This window comes from Paenibacillus sp. ALJ109b, from assembly GCF_010747435.1.
In the GTDB taxonomy this organism is placed as follows: domain Bacteria; phylum Bacillota; class Bacilli; order Paenibacillales; family Paenibacillaceae; genus Paenibacillus; species Paenibacillus taichungensis.
Genome location: NZ_JAAIFP010000034.1, coordinates 104,236 through 110,348, shown reverse-complemented (window position 1 = coordinate 110,348; position 6,113 = coordinate 104,236). Strand labels below are relative to the sequence as shown.

General features: G+C 44.2%; 5 protein-coding genes. 4 read left to right on the top strand and 1 reads right to left on the bottom strand.

Going from position 1 to position 6,113, the window contains the following annotated elements; translation table 11 throughout:
• Positions 1–241: hypothetical protein (locus G3352_RS30980; protein WP_205525101.1), on the bottom strand; the 241-nt coding region annotated here is incomplete at its 3' end.
• On the opposite strand from G3352_RS30980, the gene G3352_RS27980 reads away from it, so the two are divergent.
• The 4 genes from G3352_RS27980 to G3352_RS27965 all read left to right on the top strand — a co-directional run bounded on the left by G3352_RS27980 (position 147) and on the right by G3352_RS27965 (position 6,008).
• Entirely contained in the window at positions 147–1,130 is a 984-nt protein-coding gene (locus G3352_RS27980) for an ABC transporter permease (RefSeq protein WP_163761346.1), read from the top strand. The genes G3352_RS30980 and G3352_RS27980 overlap by 95 nt on opposite strands.
• A gap of 15 nt (positions 1,131–1,145) precedes the next feature.
• A complete protein-coding gene (locus tag G3352_RS27975; RefSeq protein WP_163761345.1) occupies positions 1,146–2,048 on the top strand; it encodes a carbohydrate ABC transporter permease in 903 nt (300 codons plus the stop codon).
• A gap of 185 nt (positions 2,049–2,233) precedes the next feature.
• Positions 2,234–3,922: an ABC transporter substrate-binding protein gene (locus G3352_RS27970; protein WP_099858550.1), complete on the top strand. Its 1,689-nt coding sequence runs from the start codon at positions 2,234–2,236 to the stop codon at positions 3,920–3,922.
• A 382-nt stretch (positions 3,923–4,304) separates the two neighbouring features.
• Complete coding sequence (locus G3352_RS27965; protein WP_076291219.1) at positions 4,305–6,008, top strand: ABC transporter substrate-binding protein; 1,704 nt, start codon at positions 4,305–4,307, stop codon at positions 6,006–6,008.
• Positions 6,009–6,113: the final 105 nt, after the last annotated feature.

Sequence of the window (6,113 nt, the reverse complement as noted above, 5' to 3'; positions counted from 1 at the left end):
TCATTATCACTACTTTTATCGCTATAATATCGTTTTTTATAGGTGGATATCTTATTTTTATATGTTTTTCTCTAAAATCCTTCTGGTATTTTGAAAACGCTCTATCAGGTATGATTATTTTATAAATCAGAGGAGGGGGAACGGAGATGGAAACGCTAACAGAAAAATCCGCTTCCGCGAAAAAAAGCAGTGACCCCAATCCGTCAACACAAAAACGGCGGAATAGAATTTGGGACAGCATGAAACAGCAAAAGTATCTTTATCTTATGTCATTGCCATTCGTAGTTTGGGTTTTTGTATTTAACTATCTGCCACTATGGGGATGGACGATGGCTTTCCAAAACTATAAACCAGCTAGATCGTTCGGTGATCAAGAGTGGGTTGGTTTTAAACACTTTGTAGAGCTGTTCAGTGATGATCGCTTCTATCTGGTACTTCGAAATACGCTTGCAATGAGCTTGATGGGACTGGTTGTCGGTTTTGTCGTGCCGATTTTCTTTGCGATTCTCTTGAATGAGATGAGAGGCATGTTCTTCAAGCGTGCCGTGCAAACGGTATCATATCTGCCTCACTTTGTATCCTGGGTCGTAGTGGCAGGGATTATTACCAAGATGCTCTCCACCGATGGCGGGATTATCAATGACCTTTTGGTAAACCTAAACATTATCGATCAGCCGATCCAGTTCATGGCGAAGGGGAACCTGTTCTGGTACATTGTAACCGCTTCAGATGTGTGGAAGGAAACCGGTTGGAATGCGATTATCTATCTGGCGGCCATTACCGGTATAGACCAAGAACTTTACGAAGCTTCTCGTGTAGACGGAGCGAACCGTTGGAGACAGATGTGGCATATCACGTTGCCAGGCATTCGGACTACCATCTCCGTACTGTTAATCATGTCCATTGGGCATTTGGTCAGTATCGGAATGGAGAAACAGTTGTTGCTGGGTAACAGTTTGGTCACCGACTACGCGGAAGTTCTCGATCTATACGCGCTCAATTATGGTTTGAATATGGGACGATTCTCGTATGGTACAGCCATAGGCATATTCAACTCCGTTGTCAGTATCATCCTTCTGTTTACTGCGAACGGCTTGTTCAAAAAAATCACCAAAGAAAGCATCATGTAGGGAGGGGACGACATTATGGCGAACAAAGCATTCAATGCTACTCGGGGCGATAAAGTGTTCGATATATTCAACATCCTCGCGATGACCCTGGTGCTGATTGTAACACTGTATCCATTCCTGAACGTACTGGCTATCTCGCTCAATAACTCGACGGATACGGTACGCGGAGGAATATACTTGTGGCCTCGTGAATTCACATTGCAGAACTACAAAACGATTTTCCAATACGAAGGGTTGCTACAAGGTTTGCAAATTTCCATTCTGCGTACGATTGTAGGTACGGTGCTTGGTTTGATCAGTTCTTCCATGATCGCCTTTACACTGAGCAGACCTGACTTCGGTTTAAGAAAGTTTGTATCCACAACGCTAGCACTCACGATGTACTTCTCCGGTGGTCTGATTCCGGTGTACCTCCTGATGCGTGACCTGCACCTAATTGGAACGTTCTGGGTATATGTATTGCCAGGTATGATCAGTGCGTTTAACGTGTTCATCATTCGTTCCTTCATTGACGGCTTGCCGTATGCCTTGCAGGAGTCTGCGAAGCTGGATGGTGCGAATGACTTTACGATCTATTACAAAATCATTTTGCCTCTCTGTAAACCGGTACTTGCAACCATCGCGTTGTTCTTGGCTGTAGGCCAGTGGAATGCATGGCTCGATACGTACCTGTACAACGGCTCAAAAGCGCATCTGACCACGCTCCAATACGAGCTGATGAAAGTGCTGCAAAGTACACAGCAAGGCTCGGGAGCTGGACGTAACGCCAATGACATGGCACAGCAGATGACACAGATTTCACCAGAATCCATCAAGATGGCGATCACGATCGTTGTTACGGTTCCAATCCTGGTTGTGTATCCATTCCTTCAAAAGTATTTTGTAGGTGGTATGACACTGGGTGCAGTAAAATCTTAAACAAGTTTATACAGGCCGCCACATAGATAGAGCGGCCGTATAATAAAAAAGCATCAGAATGCCCGAAGCGCAGCCATTTGGCCTGCGCTTCACCGTATAGGGCTGCGGAGTGGCATTCATGAAGCTATAGACAGGGACAAAAAAGTCCCGGATAGACAGACATATGAAACGGGAGGATTACCATCATGGCAAGAAACAAAATGAAGATTGCACTGGCTCCAGTGCTTGCGATGTCTTTGCTCGCAGGTTGCGGTGGAGGAAACAGCGGCGAAACGTCGTTTAAGGACACTAGCGGTGATACGTCTCCGATTACTTTTGACTTCTTTAGCGTCGATCCTAGTCCGAATTGGAACGGTATGAAGGATGAAGTGGGGAAGGTCCTTACAGAAAAAACAGGAGTAACCCTTAACGGTGAGTTTGCCGTCAGTGGTGGTCAGGATAAAGTATCCTTAATGGCAGCAAGCGGAGACTATCCGGATATCGTGTCACCCAAAGGAGAGCTAAGCAAGCTTGTGGATGCTGGGGCAATGGTCGATCTGACTGATCTGATCGAGCAATATGCTCCCAATTTGAAGAAGCTGTATGGTAATTACATGGACCGGCTGAAATATAGCAACGAAGATCAAGGGATTTATGTGCTGCCTACGTATTATGCGGTAGACCAAAAGTATTTTGATGCAGGTGGCGGATTTGGGATTCAGCAGCGTGTGTTGAAAGAGCTGGGATACCCTGAAGTTCGTACACTCCAGGATTATGAGAATGTACTGAAAGCATACAAAGAGAAACATCCAACAATTGACGGTCAACCAACGATTCCGTTATCCCTTGACGCAGATGACTGGAGAATCATGATTACTGTAACGAATCCGGGCTTCCAGGCAACAGGGGCTCCAGATGACGGCGAATACTATATTGATCCTGAGACATATGAGGCAAGTCTGCATTACAAACGTCCGGAAGAGAAAGAGTATTTCCGTTGGTTGAACCATATGTATGCAGAAGGACTGCTCGATCAGGACAGCTTCGTACAGAAAACGGATCAATACAAATCCAAAATTGCAAGTGGACGTGTACTGGGTGTCATTGACCAGGATTGGGGTTATTCCGATGCGGAGAACGCATTGAAAGCAGCGGGTAAAGATGAAGCGACATATTCACACTTCCCGGTAACTCTGTCTAAAGATATCAAGGATCATTCATTCCAGGACCCTGGTTTTGTATCTGGATGGGGTGTAGGGATTACAACATCGAATCCAGACCCGGTTCGTACAATTAAATTCTTTGATTACCTAGCTTCTGAGGAAGGCCAAGTGCTGATGAACTGGGGTATTGAAGGTAAGCAGTACGAAGTGAAAGATGGTAAACGTGTGATTCCGGCGGATATTCAGGACCAAAAAACGAATAATGCTGCCGTATTCCAGAAAGAAACAGGTATTGGCCTCTATACCAATATGTCTGGTCACTATGGAGATGGCGTTAAAGATTCCACTGATAACTATTACACAACGAATTTCCCTGAGCAGATTGTAGCGGCCTATTCCGATGCAGAGAAAGAGACACTCAAAGCATACGGCGCAACAACGTGGAAAGATCTGTTCCCAAGTGAAGATGAGTTCCCGGTTAAACCGTGGGGAGCAGCGTACAATATGCCGACTCCAGGTGACTCGAATTACAACGTTATTTTCCAAAAAACACAGGATATTATCCGTAAACGGATCCCAGAAGCAATCCTCAGTTCACCAGAGCAATTTGATGCCATCTATGACGGTATGATTGCTGAACTTAACAAAGCAGGAGCAGAGGACATGGAAAAACAATACACCGAGCTGGTGCAAAGCCGTGTTCAATTGTGGAGCGGTGAAGAGAGCAAGTAATACGTTTTAGCAGAATAGTTTTTTTTGAAAAAAAGGGCCCAGGAAACTGGGTTCTTTTTTATACCTAAAACGTTTTCTAAAAAACGTTTTCAATTTTGTGAATTCGCTATTGACAAGGACTTTTAGAGGGATTATTATTCAAATATGAAAGCACTTTCATTACTGATTTATCAAGGCATGTACACGAATCTCTTCAGTCAAAAGGAGTAAGGATTGGTTCCTCAATTTACTGGATAGAGTGAGTGTTTTTCACTTCATTTAGAAAACGCTTTTTATGTTATAAAATCAAACGTTTTATAATCAGAATCACCCGATTACGGTATGTGCAGGTCAGCCTGTTCTACAATAGATAGCTTCATTTTATCCATAAGGGGGATTACACATGAAGGGCAAAACACCAAAAACATTCGCAATGCTTCTGTTAGCCAGCGCTCTTGCCATTACAGCAGGATGCAGTGGTAGCGGAGGAGGAACTACGGCTTCAGAGACACCAACGGACACTGGGGATACGACCAGTCCAATCACCTTTACGTTCTTTGGTGCTGACGCAAGTCCAAACTGGAACAATATGAAGGACGCAGTCGGCCAAGAAATTACGAAACAAACAGGTGTTACAATTGAAGCGGAGTATGATGTGAATAATGGTGGCGACCAGAAGATACCTTTGATGGCTGCCAGCGGTGATTACCCTGATATTATCTATCCTAAAGGTAACTTGTCTAAGCTTGTGGATGCAGGCGCGATGCTTGACCTGACCGATCTGATTGATCAATATGCACCAAACCTGAAGAAAATCTATGGGGACCAGATGAACCGTCTGAAATACAGTTTGGAAGACCAGTCCATTTACACAATCCCAACGAACATGGGTGTAGATAATGTTGCGTTTGACGCTACAGGCGGATTTGAGATTCAGCAAAAGGTGTTGAAAGAACTTGGCTACCCAGAAGTAAAAACGCTTGAGGATTATGAGAAAGTACTGAAAGAATACTATGCTAAACATCCAACTATTGACGGACAGCCGACCATTCCGCTGACCCTGAATGCAGATGACTGGAAAATTATGATCACTGTAACGAATCCAGCCTTCCAGGCAACCGGTGGACCGGATGACGGTGAATATTACATTAACCCTGAAACGTATGAAGCAGTGCTGCACTATAAACGCCCAGAGGAAAAAGAATACTTCCGCTGGTTGAACAAAATGTACAATGAAGGCATCCTGGACAAAGATACATTTGTGCAGAAGGATGACCAATATAAATCCAAAATCGCAAGCGGTCGGGTACTGGGGCTGATTGACCAGGAATGGAACTATGGCGAAGCTGAGAATGCATTGAAATCAGTTAACAATGGCGAGAATACGTACGCTCACTTCTCTGTATCCCTCAACAAGGATATTGTGGACCATACATTCCAACCAACCGGATTTGATGGATACGGCATCGGTATTTCCACAACTGCGAAAGACCCTGTACGTATTATCAAATTCATGGATTGGCTCGCCTCGGATGAAGGTCAGGTGCTGAGAAACTGGGGTATTGAAGGCCAACACTATAATGTTGAAAATGGCAACCGTGTCATCCCTGCTGATGTGCAGGACCGCAAAGTCAATGACAACTCGGCGTTCACCAAAGAAACAGGTATCGGAATGTATAATATCTTCAGCGCTAGATACGGCGATGGTGTCAAAGATTCCACAGGTAACTACTACACAACGAACTTCCCTGAACAGATTCAAGCAGGTTATACTGCCGCAGAGAAGGAAACATTGAAAGCCTACGGTATTACAACGTGGAAAGATTTCTATCCTTCTGAAGATGACTTGAAGTTGAAAGATTGGGGCGCAGCATATAATATGCCAGTACCTTCGGATACGGATTATAACGTAGCGTTCCAGAAAACACAGGATATTGTCCGCAAACGTATTCCTGAAGCGATCCTTGCCAAACCTGAGAACTTCGATAAAGTGTATGATGATCTCCTTGCTGAGCTAGATAAAGCAGGTGCGGTAGAGATGGAGAAACAATACACTGTTTGGATCAAAGAACGCGTAGCTCTGTGGACAGGTAAAGATGTGAAATAATAGTGAAAATAAGACAAAATATATGATCATTTTCATAGCAAAAAAGGTCCCTACAAAGGGGCCTTTTTTGTTGTTGACGAAAGGGATAGGATAGCATATAATCGT